11 protein-coding genes and 1 pseudogene are annotated in these 14768 nt (G+C 35.9%); 7 read left to right on the top strand and 5 right to left on the bottom strand.

Going from position 1 to position 14768, the window contains the following annotated elements:
• Positions 1-365: 365 nt before the first annotated feature.
• Positions 366-548 (top strand): annotated as a pseudogene (locus T368_RS15005) (GtrA family protein); the annotation flags it as partial.
• A gap of 308 nt (positions 549-856) precedes the next feature.
• Here the strand turns inward: T368_RS15005 and ilvC are convergent.
• On the bottom strand, positions 857-1882 hold the full coding sequence (gene ilvC, locus T368_RS0109190) for a ketol-acid reductoisomerase (protein ID WP_004087713.1): 1026 nt from the start codon (positions 1880-1882) through the stop codon (positions 857-859).
• An 80-nt stretch (positions 1883-1962) separates the two neighbouring features.
• Between ilvC and T368_RS0109185 the strand changes: the two genes are divergently transcribed.
• Positions 1963-4758 (top strand): phosphoenolpyruvate carboxylase, encoded by a 2796-nt coding sequence (locus tag T368_RS0109185; RefSeq protein ID WP_004087712.1) that lies wholly within the window; start codon positions 1963-1965, stop codon positions 4756-4758.
• 265 nt (positions 4759-5023) lie between these two features.
• Positions 5024-5806 carry an SDR family NAD(P)-dependent oxidoreductase gene (locus tag T368_RS0109180; RefSeq protein WP_004087711.1) on the top strand — a complete coding sequence of 261 codons (783 nt, stop codon included), beginning with the start codon at positions 5024-5026 and terminating at the stop codon, positions 5804-5806.
• A 126-nt stretch (positions 5807-5932) separates the two neighbouring features.
• Here T368_RS0109180 and T368_RS0109175 read toward each other — a convergent pair whose 3' ends face one another.
• A complete protein-coding gene (locus tag T368_RS0109175) occupies positions 5933-6943 on the bottom strand; it encodes a glycosyltransferase family 2 protein (protein ID WP_004087710.1) in 1011 nt (336 codons plus the stop codon).
• A 162-nt stretch (positions 6944-7105) separates the two neighbouring features.
• Between T368_RS0109175 and T368_RS16800 the strand changes: the two genes are divergently transcribed.
• From T368_RS16800 to hypE, 3 genes are read left to right on the top strand one after another with little or no spacing between them, the layout of a single operon-like run.
• Positions 7106-7318 carry a hypothetical protein gene (locus T368_RS16800; RefSeq protein ID WP_237022153.1) on the top strand — a complete coding sequence of 71 codons (213 nt, stop codon included), beginning with the start codon at positions 7106-7108 and terminating at the stop codon, positions 7316-7318.
• 48 nt (positions 7319-7366) lie between these two features.
• On the top strand, positions 7367-8080 hold the full coding sequence (locus T368_RS13810) for a hypothetical protein (protein WP_237022152.1): 714 nt from the start codon (positions 7367-7369) through the stop codon (positions 8078-8080).
• An 18-nt stretch (positions 8081-8098) separates the two neighbouring features.
• Positions 8099-9184 (top strand): hydrogenase expression/formation protein HypE, encoded by a 1086-nt coding sequence (gene hypE, locus T368_RS0109165; protein ID WP_004087706.1) that lies wholly within the window; start codon positions 8099-8101, stop codon positions 9182-9184.
• 102 nt (positions 9185-9286) lie between these two features.
• Here the strand turns inward: hypE and T368_RS0109160 are convergent, their stop codons facing one another.
• The 3 genes from T368_RS0109160 to T368_RS14650 are packed head-to-tail and all read right to left on the bottom strand — an operon-like array spanning position 9287 to position 13802.
• Complete coding sequence (locus T368_RS0109160) at positions 9287-11356, bottom strand: hypothetical protein (RefSeq protein ID WP_004087705.1); 2070 nt, start codon at positions 11354-11356, stop codon at positions 9287-9289.
• Positions 11353-12351, bottom strand: coding sequence for a GtrA family protein (locus T368_RS16795; RefSeq protein ID WP_004087704.1), 999 nt, complete (start codon positions 12349-12351; stop codon positions 11353-11355). The genes T368_RS0109160 and T368_RS16795 overlap by 4 nt, the downstream gene beginning before the upstream one ends.
• A gap of 8 nt (positions 12352-12359) precedes the next feature.
• Positions 12360-13802: a glycosyltransferase gene (locus T368_RS14650; protein ID WP_237022151.1), complete on the bottom strand. Its 1443-nt coding sequence runs from the start codon at positions 13800-13802 to the stop codon at positions 12360-12362.
• Positions 13803-14026: 224 nt separating this feature from the next.
• Here T368_RS14650 and T368_RS13795 point away from each other — a divergent pair.
• The coding region (locus tag T368_RS13795) for a cyclic nucleotide-binding domain-containing protein (protein ID WP_034567973.1) at positions 14027-14768 on the top strand (742 nt) is incomplete at its 3' end.

Below are 14768 nucleotides of genomic sequence, written 5' to 3'. Positions count from 1 at the left end.
CTAAGAACACAACACACAAGGGAAATTTTTGCCCTTATAAAAACTCATGCTTACCCACTTGTGCTAACTCATCATTATATAAGTTACAATATTACACATAAGCATATAATTTTTAAAAATTTTTTCTAGCTAACTCTTATAAACTTACGAAACTAGAGAAAATATCGGTTTTTTGGGGATTTGGAGGCAAATAAATTACAATTAAAATGAATGGGTATTTTGCCAAGCCCACCTTTTTTATTTCAACTTAGAGTAAATAAAGCGACTTGACAATGAAAAAAATGTCGGTTAGGGTTTTGGGGCGGAGTCTAGAGTTTAAAAATTACGCCCTAAACCCCGCAGCCCACCCAAATTTAGCGCAGAATCTAGAATCTACACCAACAAACCACGCAAACAAAACCACAAATTCTAGCAATTGCTCTGTGGCTTTGGAGGCTTTGACTGAATTAGAGGGTAGGAGTTATCCAAACGATAATGGCTATCCCTCTAATTCAGTCAATCGTTCAAATTGTATAGACAAGGGCGAATTTTTACAGAATCTAGAATCCAGGTCCTTACCATTTTGCACTCCTACGCCCTGCGCCTAGCTTATTTGAATAAAAATCGCATCTGCATCAAAGCCGAGTGGATGTGGATTTTAGGGCGTAACCCTTGTAATCGAAATTGCCAAAAAACAAAGAAGCAAAAATTTAAAAGATATATGTTAGAAGTTTGTATGAGATACGACAATGAAACATTCTTGATAGTCTATACACCAAAGACAAAATTAAAGCTTAATTATAGTTGATACACACTTGTGCAACACCAAACGCATATCACACTAACAATGTGTATTTTGCTACAAAAACAGATATATCTAGTTCTTATCCTTATCCACAAGTTTATTTGCGCCAATCCAAGGCATCATTGAGCGCAATCTTTTGCCCACTTTTTCAATTTTATGCTCACTTAGATTCTTTCTCTCCGCATTCATTCTGGCATACCCAGCTTTTCGCTCTAAGATAAAGTCCTTAGCAAAGCGTCCCTCTTGTATATCTGCTAGAATCTCTTTCATCGCCTTTTTAGATTCAGCATTTATCACTCTAGGACCGCTTACCATATCGCCATATTCTGCGGTATTTGAGATAGAGTATCGCATATTTGCTAAGCCCCCCTCATAGATTAAATCCACAATCAACTTTAGCTCGTGCAAACACTCAAAATATGCCATCTCTTCAGGGTATCCCGCTTCTACGAGCGTTTCAAACCCCGCTTTTACAAGGCTAGTTACCCCACCGCAAAGCACGGCTTGTTCGCCAAAGAGATCTGTCTCTGTCTCGTCTTTAAAAGTGGTTTCTATAATACCACTTCTGCCCCCGCCAATAGCACTTGCATAGCTTAAGGCAATCGCCTTTGCATCGCCCCTGCTTGTATCTTGCTCCACGGCGATTAGATCTGGGATTCCACCACCTTTTACAAACTCGCTTCTAACCGTGTGTCCGGGGGCTTTGGGTGCTACCATTATCACACCCACACCTTTTGGAGCTTGAATCTGCCCGAAATGAATATTAAAGCCGTGTCCAAAGGCGATGATTTTATCTTCACTCAAATTTGGCTTAATATCCTGTGTGAATACATCAGCTTGCAGCTCATCTGGGATTAGGATCATAATCACATCAGCTTCTTTTGTTGCCGCACCCACTTCTAGCACCCTAAAGCCCTTTGCTTCAGCCTTAGCCCAGCTAGAGCCGCCTTTATACAGCCCGATGATGACTTCTACGCCTGAATCTCGCAAGTTTTCCGCGTGTGCGTGTCCCTGACTCCCAAAGCCAATGACGGCTACTTTTTTCTTTTGAATTAGCCCTAAATCGCAATCTTTATCGTAATATACTTGTAATGCCATGTTACATTCCTTTAAAATTTCATCTTAAAAAATAAAAATTGAGTATATAATATCATAAATTCACGAGAAAAGGGGACAGAATGCAACAAGAATTATGCAAATATGAATTTTTAAAAACAATTCTACTTGAAGTCATTGAAGAAAATAGCCCAGAAGTCAAAGAAACATTTCTCATGCTTTTTAATTCTCTAAGAGATAAAAATACAGATTCCACAAAGATTAAAGATCTTTTCCATGAAATAAGTGAGAGTCAGCATTTAATGGGCGTTATCAAAGCATGTTCTCTGCATAATATCATCTTAAATATCTATGAAGAGCAAGAACAAGCAAAAATTGCAAGTGTATCAAGAAGCATTGCTACTGTGTATAAGAATCTTGAAGAAGAGGGCTTTGATAGAATTGATTGCGATAGAGTATTAGAATCTATTAGATTCTATCCTGTATTTACCGCACACCCAACAGAATCTCGCCGCCGCACATTCCTTGAAGCCCATCAAGAGATTACAAGAGAGCTGGAAAAAATAGAGCAGTTCTCATATATGCCAAGTGAGCAAATCCCCTATAAAGATAGGGAGATAGCCCAAAGTAGAGAAAGTATTAAGTATAGGTTACACCTTTTGTGGAAAAGCCATTTGGTGCGTAGTGAAAAGCTTGAGGTAATTTTTGAGCTTGATAATCTTTTATTTATCATTGAAAATAGCATTTTGCCTAGTGCCTTAAGGGTGCTAAATCAAGTCTCAAATAGGCTAAATAAGCCACTAAAAATATCCCCCATAAAGCTTGGTAGCTGGATAGGTGGCGATAGAGATGGCAATCCTTTTGTAAGTAATGAGATGATGACACGCGTTATGAAAATGCAACATGAATTAATCATACAAACCTATATAAAAGAGATTAATAAGCTCATAAGAGAGCTATCATTATCGGTTGATTTTTGCACTCCAAGTAAAGAATTACAAAAATCGTTACAAAAAGAAAAGTCTTATCTTAATCAAACTTCATTAAAGCTTCATGAAAGAGAACCATTCCGTGCAAAGCTTAATCTCATTAAGCTAAAGTTACAGAATCATTTGCTAAAAGTCAATGCAGTAGGCGAAGTAGATTTTATCTATCAAAATCCAAAAGAACTTTTAGAAGATATTGATATGCTTATTGCTTCACTCGATTCTATTGCTGCAAAGCGACTAAAGAGTTTAAGAAATCTTGTATTGCTTGGTGGATTCCATCTCATGCAGCTTGACTTTAGAGAGCATAGGGATATGTATATGAATGCGGTTTCTGAAGTCTTGTGTCTTCTTGGCTATACTGATAGTGATTTTATACACAGACATGAGTCAAAAAAGATTGAGATTCTAAATAAAGTCTTAAGCGAGCCGCCACTAAATCTAAATAGCATTTTATGGGAAGTAAGCTCTCAAACGCGCCATACACTCAATGCGTTTTTACGAATCTTATGGGCGAAAAAGGCAATTAGCAAGGATATTTTAAAAAGTGTGATTGTATCCATGACAACAAGGGCTAGTGATTTACTTGCTGTGCTATATCTTGCATACTGCAGTGGATTATGGCAAAAAGGCAAGGTAAAAACAACTGATAATGGTGAATGTATCATAAAAGATGGCAAGTCTGGAATCTTTATCACACCGCTATTTGAGACCATAGAAGACTTAGAAAACGCACAAGAGATTCTAGAAGTGCTAAGTAAAAACGAGCATTACAGGCAATATCTAAAAGATTCTGGCAACGCACAACAGATTATGATAGGCTACTCTGATTCTAGTAAAGATGGTGGAATCTTTACTTCTAATTATTCTCTTTATAAAGCGATTTCAAACCTTGTGAAGTTAGAACAAAGACTAGGCATTCACTTCATGCTTTTCCATGGCAAAGGTGGTAGCATTAGTCGTGGTGGTGGACAGCTTGAAAGCGCGCTTTTAGCATTTCCACGCGGTAGTATTGGCACAACTTTGAAGACAACAGAACAAGGTGAGATCATCTCATCTCGCTATCTTAATCCACGCGTAGCTATTAGAAGCTTTGCCCTCACTCTAGCAAGTCTTTTGAAAAAAGCGGTGCATGATAACTTTTGTGCGAATCTTGATCCTAACTCAAATGGTGGGGTGCAAAATACAAAGAATCTAGATTCTGATCTCATTGATAAAAATATACAGATTAAATGCGATGTAGATCCCTATCTACCAAAGCTAGAAGAGCTTTCTAGAATCTCATATCGCACTTATAGGGATTTAGTGTATGAAACGCCAAATTTTGTAAGCTATTTCAAACAAGCTACACCGATAGAATTTATACAGAATCTAAACTTAGGCTCTCGCCCCAGCAAGAGAAAAGACACACAGAGAGTAGAAGATTTGCGTGCTATCCCTTGGGTATTTGCATGGACGCAAAATAGATCCATTATCCCCGCATGGTATGGCTTAGGAAGTGCATTGAAGGGCATAGGCGATAAGCAGCTACTGCAAGATTGCTATAAAGATTCTGTATTTTTCAAAACTACGATTGATAATATCGTGCAAGGCTTCATTAAAGTCGATATGGAGATAGCAGAAATGTATAATGACTTTGTGCAAGATTTTGGATTGAAGCAAAGCATTTGGAGTAAAATCCATAATGAATATAATGAAACGCTTGAGTGGCTACTCATCACGCGTAATGAAAACGAGCTTTTAGATAGCAATAAGGAAGTAAGAGAGACTATCCTTACGCGTATGCCAAATATTAAGGCTTTAAGCCTTTTGCAAATCGAGCTTGTAAGAAAATATAAGCAAGCTCAATATGAAGACCTGCGTCATCGCCTTATGGAACAAATCCATGGCACAATCATTGGTATCGCACAAGGTATTAGAAACACGGGGTGAGATTTAAGTATGTGATTTCACTTAATTTTTTTGTTTCGTTTGGGAAAGGGCTTAAATAAAGTTTTGAAAACATATATCTATTGCGTTTGGGTTTAATACCATGTCCCAAATATTGTGTTTAAGTGTGGCGTATAGAATCTACTTCCGTTTGCCATGCTAAACCTTTCGGTGAAATATCTAGCATAGAATCTCAACAAGATATTTCATGCTTATGCACTCAATATGACAGGAATTTGAAATCTAGTATAAATACAAAGGGAGAAAAATGATAAACGAAAATACACAAGATAAAAAGCATATCTTAATCACAGGGGCAAGCTCTGGCTTTGGCTACCATCTAGCCCTAACTTATGCAAAAGAATGGAATAATATCACACTCTATCTTATCGCAAGAAGAAAAGAAAAGCTAGAAAAACTAAGACAAGAAATACTCTCAATGCAAAAAAATATTTGTGTTGAAATCCTTGCTGGAAATATTTGTGATAAAGAATTTATCACAAAAAGCACAAAAGATTTAGATATTGATATCTTAGTCAATAATGCTGGTCTTGCAAGGGGCATTGAAAGTGCGGAAAATACGAGTTATAGCGATTGGGAAGAAATGATTGCCACTAATATAACAGCTCTAAGCCATATCACGCATTGCATTTTGCCCAACATGGTAGCAAAGGGAAGTGGGCATATTATTAATGTGGGGTCTATTGCTGGTAGTTATGCCTATCGTGGTGGGAATGTATATGGGGCTACAAAGGCATTTGTAAAGCAATTTAGTCGCAATTTACGCGCTGATTTGTATGATAAAAATATCCGCGTAAGTAATATTGAACCCGGATTATGTGAAGGAAGCGATTTTTCCATTGTGCGATTTCATGGCGATACAGAGAGGGCGGATAATGTATATAAACGCACAAAGCCACTTCACGCAAAAGACATCGCAGAAATAATCTTTTGGGTAAGCACTCAACCACCACATGTAAATATTAACTCTATTGAGATTATGCCTACAACACAGGCAAGTGCTGGATTGAGTGTGCATTGTAGCAATTAGATTCTAAAGACTTAATATATAAGCGTATTTGTCTATGATTTTTACTGCATATTGCAAGGATTATTTGAATCTAGTGTCTAAAAACAAGTTAAACAATACAATAACAATTTTTTGCTTACCACACAATTACAAATACCCTTTCTTAGTAAGCTTTTTATGTAAGAATTTATAGCATGATAAAAAGAATTTATATTTTAAACTTTTTGGCTTTTTAGTCTCTTTTAGCTGGGCTAATAATGGCTTATAGATTCCATGTAATTCATAGAGTTCATTCATTAAGGACATAAAGTTTTTATGCTCCATTGTAAAAGTAGTAATCAAATTTTCTTTTTGCAAAAGTCGCTCATAAAGCCTATATGAGAAAAACAATAACTCTATATACTTTTTATCAAAATAAAAATACATATCTTTATGAAACATGCAGCCTATAATCATTTGCTTATTTGTATCTAGAGACTGCCAAATGCCATCACTATGGATTCTATATACACTATCTATTCCGGGTTTATACATAGCTTTGCCTTTATACATGTGAATGAGATTGCGAAATGAATCGCCTCGAAATGACACTTCATTACTTGCATATTGCAAATGTTGCAGTTGCTTTGGAAGTCCGTCTTTAAAGATCACATTTCTAAAAATACAGCTTGAAGTATGTCCAAAAATCGCCCTATCATTTAAATAATCATCAAAGGTTGAGACTTTGTCTTCTTTCGCCCCGATATATTCTTTTGTCGTGCCATCACTATATAACATGCGTGTATTTTGAGAATACGCTGTGAAGTCCTTATTCTTTTCTAAAAAATCAAGTGCTTTTTGTATCTTTTCTTCATCTATCCAGTAGTCATCTGGGTCAAGCACGCAAAAATACTCAGTCTTTGTTATTTCATAAGCCCTCACTATATTTTTAAAAAGCTTTTGATTTTGACTAGATTCTAAAATCTGTATTGCATTTGGATATTTAAGACTATATTCTCTCACAATATCAAGTGTGCCATCGCTCGAGGCATCATCAGCAACAATAATCTTATAGCTATATGTAGTCTTTTGCATGAATATAGAATCTAGGGTTTGGGCGATATAATCTTTCTTATTAAAAGTTGGCAGAATGATGGTAAGCATTGCTTGGTCTTGCATAGCATATTTCCTAAGTAGTAATGTATGAAAAGATGATTCTACATTTTTTTTAGCAAATTTTTCTATATCCACATAGAATCTAGTCTAGAAACTCACATAATAAAATATTCTTAATATGCTATACTTTTACGCAGAGATTACAAGGCAAATAAAAGGAAAAATATGCACGATAGCATTGCATTAAAGGAATACTTGCGGACACATGGTGTTGATAATGTGGTGGATTTAGGGCTTGAAGAGTTACAAACAGAATATGAACGCATTGTGCGTGAGGGCATCTCATATTATCATAATCTTTTGCAGGAAGAAAACTCTGAAATAGAATTTTTAGAGGCGAAGAAAAGAGATGTTATCGATGTCTTAAAACAAGCTTAAACAATAGATGATATATATGATATTTTATATGAATTTTTGCATACCTATATGCCAACTGATTTAATCGCTTTTATGGCGGAGATTAAAATGCCTGTGCCTTATACTCGTTTGCAAAAGATTATAGCAATCGTGCATGCAAGAGTGCAAGATGAAGTGCTAGATAAGATTAAAAGTGATTTAGAATCCTTGCCACTACAAGAGAGAGAAACACTCATAGCACATTATGAGGGTATGCGTAATGATGTGCTATGGTTAGAGAAACTGCACAATCGCTATAAAAGCTCTGGGACGCTAGAGTATTTACGCTCAACAGCTGAAACAAAGCTTAATATCATGCAAACTTTTCTAAGCAGAGATTTAGAATCTGAATATAAACCTTTCTATGACAATAGCAAAGAGAAACGCACTCTTATTGCTAAGATTCTAGAAATTAGTGGTATTTACACAAAAAATGAATTATTTGATATGAAAATCGCAGATTTACAAGCCACTTATGATGAGATTATGCAGCAAGTCTTACAGAAAGAAAGAGAGCAAAAACTCATGCGAAGATACATTGAGCTATTTGAAGATTCAGCAGGTATTACTGAAGATGAGTTTAAGGGGCATTGTAAAGATATGCAAGATAGCTTACCTGATGATATTATAGGTGAAATCATTAGCCATTTTACAACGCGTAATCACTTCATTGCTAATAAAATCAATAATGTGTTGTCTGGGAAAAGTATGAATAAAGCCCCATCGGCAATGGAAAACGAATAACCACTAAAAAGGAAAATTATGGATATTGTAACATTAGCACATGGTAGCGGCGGCATAAATGCAGCCGAGTTTGTGCAAAAGGTTTTTATGCCCTATTTCAAAGACCTTATGCCCTATGCAAATGAAGATTGTGGAATCTTTTCTAGTATAAAAGATATGAAATATGTAACAAGCACAGATTCCTATACTATAAATCCCATATTTTTTGCAGGTGGAAATATCGGTAAGCTTTGTGTATGTGGTAGCAGTAATGATGTGGCTATGATGGGTGGAAAACCATTATATTTAAACATAGGCTTTATTATTGAAGAAGGTTTTTGCATAGATTTATTAAAACAAATTGCAGAATCTATTGCCCTTGAATGCAAGAGTCTTAACATAAAGATTCTATCCGCAGATACTAAAGTATTGCCAAAGGTTACAGATAGCACAGAAGTAAAAGATAAACTCATATTTATTAATACAACTTGCATTGGCGGTGTTGAAAAAGATTGCATAAGTGCTAAGAATCTAAGCGAGAACGACTCAATTATCCTAAGCGGTAAGATAGGAAGTCATGGTGCAAGAATCTTTTTAGAGCAGAACAATATCGCAATTACAAGCAATATACAAAGCGATTGTGCTAGTCTTTATCCCATGTTAGAATCACTCTTGCAAAGCAATATCCCTATACATGCTATGCGTGATGCTACGCGTGGTGGGCTATCAAGCGTTTTGAATGAATGGGCTATAAGCTCACATGCTTGTATTGATATTTATGAAGAGAAAATACAGATAGATTCTGAAGTGCATGGTGTATGTGAAATGCTAGGGCTAGAGCCTTATGATCTAGCAAATGAAGGTGTATGTGTGATCGCCATGCCTAAGCAATATGCAGAAGAAGTGTTATCTCTATTAAGAGGGCATACACTAGGCGTGAATGCCACAATCATTGGCGAAGTAAGCAAGGTATTTAACCCGATATTTAACTTGCAAGATTCTAAAGATAATAAAGCACAAATAAGCAAAATTACCTATTACCAAAAAGTTGTGTTACATACAAAATATGGCAGCAAAAGATTTTTAGAATATCCACAAGGTGAGATACTTCCAAGAATCTGCTAGAGAGATTGTTAGAAATCTATTAGCAAAACTTTGAAGTCATTGTGATATATGATTCTATTGTTGCATGGCAAAGATTACATACAAACCAAAAAATCTAAAGAATCACACCTTAACCCTTTTATAACAATCAAGCATAAATGCTATAAAACCAATGATTGCTAAAAGTCCTAAAGGCAATACCGGTGACATATATCGAGAATCATCAAGAGGGGTAAAAAGCACGATAAATAATGCACTAAAAAATCCTGCAAAGCCCACACCAAAGCTAAACATAAGCAAACTATTGCGTAAATCTCTCTTAACTAGCCATAAAATAAGAGAGAGCATCATCACCCCAAAGCTTAAAGCCACACTCCAAAAGTGATTTAAAAGCAAACGATGTTCATATAAAAAGTCATAAATCTTTTCTTGCATAGGTGTGAATACAATGCTTCGTTCAGATTCTCTAAATTTACTTACTGCTGCTACATGTGATGGGTGCGTAGGTTTTTCTTGCAATTCTCTGCTGTTAAATATCCAACCCGGATTCTGAATCCACATAGCTTGTAAAAATCTCCACTCATGTTGTGCAAAATTCGCAGGATACTTAAAAATTGCCTTAATCCACTGACTATGAAGCCCATCAAGCTGTCCCACAGCAAATGTGCGTTCTGTTCCGTGAGCAACATTAAATGGATCTGCAAATCGTGGATATTTTGCATATAACTCCTTTACATTATTCCAAGTTTTTTCTGGATAATACCACTCATCTTTAAAACAGCTGCTATCATCGGCAGGCACACAAGCCCCTGCAATTTGATGTAAAAACACATGATTGGCAGGTAATGCAGGGCGAGGAAAGATAAGATTTCGCGGCACAATGATGACCACGCAAAGACAGAGTATCGCACAGGCTATGACACCATTTATATATTTTTTTACAAATTCTTTCGTATTTATACCACGATTGCAAAGCCACATATACACAAGTACAAAACTCACAGGAAACACGCTAAAAATCGCATTATGCCGCCATAAAATCGCGAAGAAGAATACTATGCCAATAAGCCACCACATTATCTTAGCTTTTCTTGGAGACAAAGGCACAAGTAGCATAAAAAGCACCATAGCATAACCACAAAATAAAAGCATAGGCAAAGAAAAGCTAGTTAGCTGAATAAAGTTTTGAAAATAGATATTGCCTATAAACACAGGAAATAGCAACAAAATCGCAAAAATACTTCTAAAGCGAATATAAAAGCCCCACACTAAAAACAAAAGTCCAGTGTAAAATGGTGCGAGATTAAGTAAAAACATATAATATAAATGTTTTCCAAAAAGAAAATATAAGATTCCCAATACATAAGAGGGTAACACTGGGGCAAAATTTGTCGTATTGAGCTGAATATTTCTATATATATCGCCTATGACATGATAACCCGGAAATCCAAGCCAAAACTGAAATATAAACAAGGCAATGATAATACACGCACTTAATGCTAAAAAGAGTTTATCCCTCAAAGATAGCGCAGAATTTAAGGCATATTGTTCTATATGCTGTTTTGGATATGTTGTATTAAATCTAGCTAAATATAGTCTAAGAGGCACATATAAAAACCATATCATCACACAAAGCCCAAACAAGAAAATAAGCCTACCCGCATAATCTTGCAAAAGCAATGTTGAAAATTCTGTGCTATAACTCGCGATACCTATATTTTGCCCAACTTGTAATTGATAGGGGGCTACTATCTCAAGATTGCCATTATCTTTTGATAACTGATAGATTGAAACCACACCACCCAACCGCTCTATATCTTTACTCCATTCTACCTCGTTTAAAATTATTGCCCCATATGTAAGATGTGCTCTAAAAATCTTACTTTTAAAATCTAGCTTGATTTCATAAGTATGGGTTTCGTTACGATTTTCTTCACATTGCTTTTGACATGTATTCACAAATTCTGCGTTTTTAACATTTATAAATGCCATTTCGCTACATACAGCCTTACATTTCTCGATCGTGCGAGTAATCTCACTCTCCACAATCATATCCGCATAATCTATCCTATCCTTACTCATAAAACGCAAAGCAAAAAAGATAATCACCACAAGCATAAGCAGAATAAACCACACGCTAAGAGCAATTTTACTCCCCTTGCTTAATCGCACAGATTTTAGAATTTCAATCATTGACACTCCTTTTTGATAAATTTAGAATCTACACCTTTATGGGTGGGTGCAGGGCTTTTTGTGTAAAAATAGAATTTAGGTTCTTTTCTATAAATGACAAGCTTTCTCGCATAAAAGCCATAAAACGCCACAAGCAAAGATGCTAGAATCTTTGCCACAATCGCTTCAAATCCCAAAAACTCCACACATAGCCACAAAATAAGCGTATTTAGTCCTATGCCTATGGTGTTGATAAGATAGGTTAGCCCAACTTCTAAGCCTCTATGCAAATGCGTCCCGCCAAATACAAACCGCCGATACAGCCACACACCAATCCCACTAGCTAGCACAAACATAATAAGCGAAGCAAGAATATAATGCACCCCAAAAATTTTATATAGGATATAGAATCCCAAAAGCTCTAAAAGAGTAATACCCCCACCGATACAGAAAAACAACACGAGTTGTTTTAAGCTTTTGTGTGTTTTAGAATCTAGATTCTGCGTTGTCTTTTTGGAGCTTTTAGCGGATTGTTCGCTCAAGGCTTGGTCATTACCTTCTAGGCAACTCCCTTCGCCTTTCGCTCCAAAAGCTTTGCTTTCTTTAGTAAAACCGCTAACATCACTCAAAGACACTTCCGCAGGGTTTTTATGGGTTTCTTTTATAGTTTCTAGAATCTTGTCATTTTGAGCCATAGGCGAAAAATCTTGTTTAGATTCTACATTAGATACTTCGCCCTCAAAGGCTTCAGTATGACAAGGATTAGATTCTAGGTTTTCTACCTTTGTATGCAGATTCAGGGCTTTTTGTGTGGAATTGCTAGACTCTCTAATCTTGTCATTTTTGCAAGTGTGGGCAAGAGCTCCGCTCGTGCGAGTGTGTAAGCACGAAATATCCCTTTCACTTTCTAAGTCCTTAGATATTTCACTTCTCTCAGCACAACAAGCCTTCTTAGAATCCACACTAGATTCCATATCATTAGAATCTCTTTCACAAGATAAAGTATCACTCACCATATATGCCCTTATAGCTTTCCCTTTTTGCTTTGCAAATAAGCTAAATAGCGAGATTCTTTAATGCTTTTTGTAACAAGATGGGCTAAAAGCCCTGCGATAAAAAGCACCACAGCAATCACCATAAGCCCAACACACACAAAAAGTGTAGGAAATCTCGCCACTTTAGAAGTCTCCAAAAACTCCACAAAGACAGGCACACCAAAGAATAGAGACAGCAAAAAGCATATAGCGCTTAGCACACCAAAAACAAGCAAAGGACGCTCACTAAACAAGAGATTTAGAATCATAAGCGATATTTTAAAGCCATCTTTAAAAGTTGAAAGTTTAGAGAAGCTGCCTTCTGGGCGGGATTTATAAGGGGCTTTTATCTCATCGGTGCGAAGCCTTTGCTCTAGGGCATAAATGGTGAGTTCAGTCTCTATCTCAAAGCCATTGCTATGGGCTGGGAAGCTCTTCACAAAAGGGCGAGAAAAAATTCTATAACCACTTAACATATCGTTAATTTTTGTGCCAAAAAGCATTTGTGTGCTTTTTGAAAACAGCTTATTGCCAAAGCTATGCCCCTTGCGATATGTGCTAGAGTCTGCCTCTCTTGCGATATTTAGCATATCAAGTTTGTGAGTGCTAAAATACGCTAGTGCTTGTGGTAAGATAGAAGCATCGTGTTCAGTATCTGCATCAATCATTATGTAGAAATCTGCCTCAATCAAGGCAAATGCCTCTCGCATAACCGCCCCCTTGCCCTGTGTGCTAACATTGTAGAGTGTGAGGGATTTTGTGGGGATTTTAGAGTCTAGATTCTCTACCAATTCGGGGTGGACTGCGGGGTTTAGGGCGTAATTTTTAGGATCTAGATTCTTATCCCAATGGGTGGGTGCAGGGCGTAAGGGTGCAAAATTGTAAGATTCTGCAGTCTTGTCATTTTTGCAAGTGTGGGCAAGAGCTCCGCTCGTGCGAGTGTGTAAGCACGAAAAATCTTTTTTAGATTCCATATTGGATATTTCGCTACGCTCAATATGACAATCTAAAGATTTTATCTCATCAATTTTTGCTTTAACAATATTTCTTGAATTATCACTTGAATTATTATCAAACACATAAATATGTGCGTTTGGCAGGACAGCAAAGACCTCATCAATGACTTGAGCGATAGTCTTTTCCTCATTGTAGCAGGGGATAATTACAGCGATTTTTTTAGGTGGTTGTAAAGATAGTGTGGTATCAGATTCCATACCTTGAAGTTTAAGCTGTGTGTTTGTGCGAATAGTGCCAGATTCTACAAAATTATCGCACTTAAGGACAAAACCTGTTTGCTGATTATAGATCTCACTAGATTCACCCCCCCCCCCCCGTTTATTATTTATCCGCATAGTATTTGTAGCTTCTGCATTTAGATTGTGTTGTGAGTTTTTATTTGTATGACTAGAGCAAATAGAAATATTGTTTTGCATATTATGAATACCTTAAAATTTTAGATATGTTAAAAGCAAGATGTATGCCAGAAAAACTTTGTAATTATAGCATTTAAAGTTGCAAATATAATGCTTGATTCTATAATCTATTAGCTCTCTTAAAACATAGCAATTTAGGTGTTTATAGTATCGTAAAAAAGTGAAAATTGACACACTTGTGCGACACATTGACACATAAACTGCTAATTTTAGGAGTTTAAAATATGAAGTCTAACTACTTTATAGACACAAGTTTATTAAAATCATTAAGCATAGGTATAAAAGAGGCAATAGTTTTAGATTTTTTCTACTACTACAATAATCGTAATTGTAAAAGTTATCAAATAAATATTACAAGGATAGCAGAACACTTAAACATAGCTCGGGGACATCTCTACAAAATCTTAGGGAAGTTAGTAAAAAGAGAATTAATTGTTAAGTCTTGCAGAGAGTATATAGTAACCCAAAACTATATAAGTGTAAGAAGAAAAAGTTTTAAAGAAGCACATAGCAACTCTCAAACTTCAAGTGATATTATACCAAATTATGTTAATGAATATAGCAAAACAAAGCAAAAAAATATTGCAAATTTCACAGATACAGAAATGTATTTAAATGAATCAAAAGTGTATCCAAATGAGTCAGTTTCTATACTATATAAAGATACAAATACACAAAACTCTAGCATATTAAATGCTAGAGTAGATATAAAAACAAATGCAAAATCAAAAATTAAAAATATTTTTGATTTGATTTGTTTTCTTAGGGGGGAGGGAGAGAAAAATAATAGCCTTAAATCCTTTGTGATACCACAGAAATTTGTTGCAGACATTATTCAAACTTGCGATAAAGAGATTAAGAGAGCAAATGGTATCAATTTCTCTAGCTTGAAAAAGATACTTAGCGATGATGAGTATGAATTGTTTATGAATTATGTAAAACAACTAGCACACACAGGTGTTTTTA

This window comes from Helicobacter bilis ATCC 51630 (genome assembly GCF_000686565.1).
Classification (GTDB): domain Bacteria; phylum Campylobacterota; class Campylobacteria; order Campylobacterales; family Helicobacteraceae; genus Helicobacter_A; species Helicobacter_A bilis.
The sequence above is the reverse complement of the archived record's forward strand: the minus strand, read 5'-3'. Positions and strand labels throughout refer to the sequence as shown.

What these genes read in the sequence shown, in the direction of transcription:
- hypE (WP_004087706.1), top strand. Translation starts at nt 8,099, where the DNA reads ATGGATATTGTAACATTAGCACATGGTAGCGGCGGCATAAATGCAGCC.
- T368_RS13810 (WP_237022152.1), top strand. Translation starts at nt 7,367, where the DNA reads ATGCCAACTGATTTAATCGCTTTTATGGCGGAGATTAAAATGCCTGTG.
- T368_RS0109185 (WP_004087712.1), top strand. Translation starts at nt 1,963, where the DNA reads ATGCAACAAGAATTATGCAAATATGAATTTTTAAAAACAATTCTACTT.
- T368_RS0109160 (WP_004087705.1), bottom strand. Translation starts at nt 11,356, where the DNA reads ATGATTGAAATTCTAAAATCTGTGCGATTAAGCAAGGGGAGTAAAATT.
- T368_RS16800 (WP_237022153.1), top strand. Translation starts at nt 7,106, where the DNA reads ATGCACGATAGCATTGCATTAAAGGAATACTTGCGGACACATGGTGTT.
- T368_RS0109180 (WP_004087711.1), top strand. Translation starts at nt 5,024, where the DNA reads ATGATAAACGAAAATACACAAGATAAAAAGCATATCTTAATCACAGGG.
- T368_RS0109175 (WP_004087710.1), bottom strand. Translation starts at nt 6,943, where the DNA reads ATGCAAGACCAAGCAATGCTTACCATCATTCTGCCAACTTTTAATAAG.
- T368_RS16795 (WP_004087704.1), bottom strand. Translation starts at nt 12,351, where the DNA reads ATGGTGAGTGATACTTTATCTTGTGAAAGAGATTCTAATGATATGGAA.
- T368_RS14650 (WP_237022151.1), bottom strand. Translation starts at nt 13,802, where the DNA reads ATGCAAAACAATATTTCTATTTGCTCTAGTCATACAAATAAAAACTCA.
- ilvC (WP_004087713.1), bottom strand. Translation starts at nt 1,882, where the DNA reads ATGGCATTACAAGTATATTACGATAAAGATTGCGATTTAGGGCTAATT.